This is a genomic window from Gemella haemolysans, assembly GCF_901873445.1.
GTDB classification, from domain to species: Bacteria; Bacillota; Bacilli; order Staphylococcales; family Gemellaceae; genus Gemella; species Gemella haemolysans_C.
Genome location: NZ_CABFLN010000055.1, coordinates 1 through 3,326, shown reverse-complemented (window position 1 = coordinate 3,326; position 3,326 = coordinate 1). Strand labels below are relative to the sequence as shown.

Genomic DNA, 3,326 nt, shown 5'->3' with positions numbered 1-3,326 from the left:
GCTGCTGGTTCTTCTGCTTTTGGTGTTGTTCCTGCTGCTGGTTCTTCTGCTTTTGGTGTTGTTCCTGCTGCTGGTTCTTCTGCTTTTGGTGTTGTTCCTGCTGCTGGTTCTTCTGGTTTTACAATGGCACCTTCTTTAACATTGCTTTCTGGATTAAATTCTCTTCCATCATTTTGAGTTGATTTTTTTTCTACTAACTCATACACTTTATATACAACTTTTGCTTCAACTACATTTCCATTTATTTCATTATTGTATAAAACTGTTTTTTGTACTAATTCTCTTACAGCACTTGTATTTGGTAGTATTTTTCCTTTATTACTTTCTTTTGAAATAGAACTATTATTGTTATTTATACTTACATTTGGTTGAACTATCTTAGATACTTGACCTTTTTTTAAATTCCCTAAATTATAAGTATAATTTTTCCCATTAATTTTGGCATATACAATAGCTTCATAAGTATCTTTCTGTGCAGTCACATGAAATACTATGTCACCATTGATTTCTTCTGAAGTAATAGTAAGATCTTGTGTTGTTTTATTACTGCTTGTTTCTGAAACATTACCTACTTTATTCTCAGCAAATACAGCTAGTGGATTCGCTAATGTAAATAATAGTACACTGGCAGTAGCTACTTTTGATATTTTTTTCATTTAATTTCCTCCTAAATTGTTGGTTGTTTTTTATAAAAATGAAGGTTACTTCCTCTTCTATTATTCTCCTATTTTTCTTATTTGTCAAGTGTATAACACCCAAATATTTGAAAATTTATTTTCAGTGATAATTTTCATTTTTCATCTTATTAACCTTATAAAATTTTTAATTTATAATAACTTACTTTCATTTTAATTTAATTTGTATTTTATTAGTAACTTATCAATCTTAATATATAAATTCAGATCAATTTTTTTGACAAATCTTTTATTTCATGGTTTAATATACCCCGTAAGGGTATATTAGGAGGTATAATAATGTTTTTCTTATTTACAAAAGTAGATAGTATTTCTACTACCGAACTAGAACAAAAACTTAAAGAAAATATTCAATTAATAGATGTAAGAACACCTGGTGAATTTCGAAGAGGGCATATAAAAAATGCAAAAAATGTCCCACTTAATGAGATTGGTCAATTTACTCCAATAACAGATGAAACAGTATATGTTATTTGTCACTCTGGAGCTAGAAGCAAACTTGCAGCAAAAAAACTAAAAAAGAAAGGATACGATGTTATTAATATCCAAGGAGGTATGCATGCATGGAGAGGCAAAACAGTCTAAAATTACTAATATTGAAAGGAAAAAATCATGAAAAACAATATTTCAATGCAAGATTTTTATGAAAAGTATAATAATGAAGAACTTATGATTCTTGATATAAGAGAAAATCACGAGTATGAAGCAGGGCATATTCCTTCTGCTAAAAATTTTCCTCTGAGTAGTCTTGGTATAGATTTCACTAAATTAGATAAAAATCAAAAATACTATGTAATATGCCAAGCCGGTGGACGTTCAGCTAAAGCATATGATTTTTTAGAAACTCAAGGATTCGATGTAACAAATATCGAAGGTGGTATGAATAGTTGGCCTGGAGAAACAAAATAAAATATTAAACAATAGAAACAACCAATTTTTACTATATTAAATTCTCTTTAATACAAAATTAATACATCATCAAAAAAGCCTTGTTCCTAAGATCAATTAGGAACAAGGCTTTTTATTATTTCTTTAAACTATTTACTCTTTACTATATATTTTATAGCTTTTTCAATTTTTTCTTTCTGTTCTACAGGATTTTCTAAAGGATTATTAATGCATTCCATAAGATTTTCTGTTATTAATAACTCAATAACACGATCAACACTTGAACGAACCGCACTTAATTGAGTTATTATATCAATACAATCTCTCTCTTCTTCTATCATTTTTTGAATTCCTCTAAGTTGTCCTTCAGAACGTTTAAGGCGCGTAATATACTTCGATTTTGCCATGTTTATTTTCCTCAGTAGATTTTTTTTCATTATACCGTGAAAAATTTATTTTGTCAAAATTTGAAAAATTTGTATGTTTTTATATTGAAAATTCCTAAAAATCTAATTTCAATTATTCTTTCAAAATAATAAATCTGATTCAAAGATTTCCTTGTATACTCAGTGTATTAACAATTAATTTTTAAAGTAAATTTACTTCCTTTACCATATTCACTTTCTACTAATATGTCTCCACTTATTTGTAAGGCTAACTGTTTCGCTATTGCCAAACCTAAGCCATAACCACCTGTTTTCATATTTCTTGATGCTTCAACACGATATAATCTTTTAAAAATATTATCAATCTCATCTTCTTTTATACCGCAACCTTCATCAATTATAGAAATAGATAATTCTTGATTTTTTATTTCGGCAACTATTTCTATTTTTGTCCCGCTTGGTGAATACTTAAATGCATTACCTATTAAATTCACGATAATTCTTTGAATTTTATTGTAATTACTTACTATTTTGGCATTCTCAGGAATAACTTTAATAAAAATATCTCTATTTTCCTTTTCTGCTCGCAACTTAAACTCTGACATACAGTCAATCAATAATTTATCTAAAAATATTGTTTCATTTTTATCATCTTCACTAGTATCTTTAACACTTAATGTTAAATAATTTAATTCTTCAACAAGTTTATTCAATCTTGTCGTTTGTCGACAAATTGTTTCTAGATAATATTTATATTCTTCTTCCTTTATTATTCCGTCTAGCATTCCTTCCGCAGTTGATTGAATTGAAGTTATAGGAGTTTTTATATCATGAGATAATTGGGCTATCATAAGAGATTTTTCTTTTTCACTTTCTTCTAATGACTCAAAACTTTCTTTTAAATTTTTTGCCATTTCATTGAATGATAACGATAATTCTCTAAACTCAGTAGGACCTTCTACAGCATTGCTAATATCAAAATTTTTCTCACTTACACTAATCGTTTGTCTCTTTAGGACACGTAATGACTTAAATACACCTTTTAATAATATAATACTAATCGTGGCTCCAATTAGCCCCGCAATTATAGTAATCACAACTATAAAATATGTATCTTTTTTTTCAATTAACATTAAATTTGAAGCCCAAAAAACAGCCGTAATAGTTATTAAAAATGATAAAATATATCCAACAATAATATAATCTCTTAATTTCATACTATATTTCCTTTCCATTTTTAAACTTGTTTTTCCATTTTATATCCTAGACCCCATACAGTTGGTAATAGCCCCCAAAATTTGGACAAATTTTGGAGGGCTATTTATTATGAAATTAACAGATGAAAATAAGATAGAAA

At 27.6% G+C, this 3,326-nt stretch carries 4 protein-coding genes and 1 pseudogene; 2 read left to right on the top strand and 3 right to left on the bottom strand.

Features of this window, described 5'->3' with window-relative positions:
- Positions 1–656 (bottom strand): annotated as a pseudogene (locus tag JX287_RS07010) (hypothetical protein); the annotation flags it as partial.
- Positions 657–974: 318 nt separating this feature from the next.
- Between JX287_RS07010 and JX287_RS07005 the strand changes: the two are divergent.
- Positions 975–1,280: a rhodanese-like domain-containing protein gene (locus tag JX287_RS07005; protein WP_204644123.1), complete on the top strand. Its 306-nt coding sequence runs from the start codon at positions 975–977 to the stop codon at positions 1,278–1,280.
- Between the two features lie 27 nt (positions 1,281–1,307).
- Positions 1,308–1,604 carry a rhodanese-like domain-containing protein gene (locus tag JX287_RS07000; RefSeq protein WP_204644121.1) on the top strand — a complete coding sequence of 99 codons (297 nt, stop codon included), beginning with the start codon at positions 1,308–1,310 and terminating at the stop codon, positions 1,602–1,604.
- A 128-nt stretch (positions 1,605–1,732) separates the two neighbouring features.
- On the opposite strand, the gene JX287_RS06995 is transcribed toward JX287_RS07000, so the two are convergent.
- On the bottom strand, positions 1,733–1,990 hold the full coding sequence (locus JX287_RS06995; protein ID WP_204644119.1) for a metal-sensitive transcriptional regulator: 258 nt from the start codon (positions 1,988–1,990) through the stop codon (positions 1,733–1,735).
- 167 nt (positions 1,991–2,157) lie between these two features.
- Entirely contained in the window at positions 2,158–3,186 is a 1,029-nt protein-coding gene (locus JX287_RS06990) for a HAMP domain-containing sensor histidine kinase (RefSeq protein WP_204644117.1), read from the bottom strand.
- Positions 3,187–3,326: the final 140 nt, after the last annotated feature.

Coding starts and splice junctions, on each gene's coding strand:
- JX287_RS06995 (WP_204644119.1), bottom strand. CDS start 1,990: ATGGCAAAATCGAAGTATATTACGCGCCTTAAACGTTCTGAAGGACAA.
- JX287_RS07005 (WP_204644123.1), top strand. CDS start 975: ATGTTTTTCTTATTTACAAAAGTAGATAGTATTTCTACTACCGAACTA.
- JX287_RS06990 (WP_204644117.1), bottom strand. CDS start 3,186: ATGAAATTAAGAGATTATATTATTGTTGGATATATTTTATCATTTTTA.
- JX287_RS07000 (WP_204644121.1), top strand. CDS start 1,308: ATGAAAAACAATATTTCAATGCAAGATTTTTATGAAAAGTATAATAAT.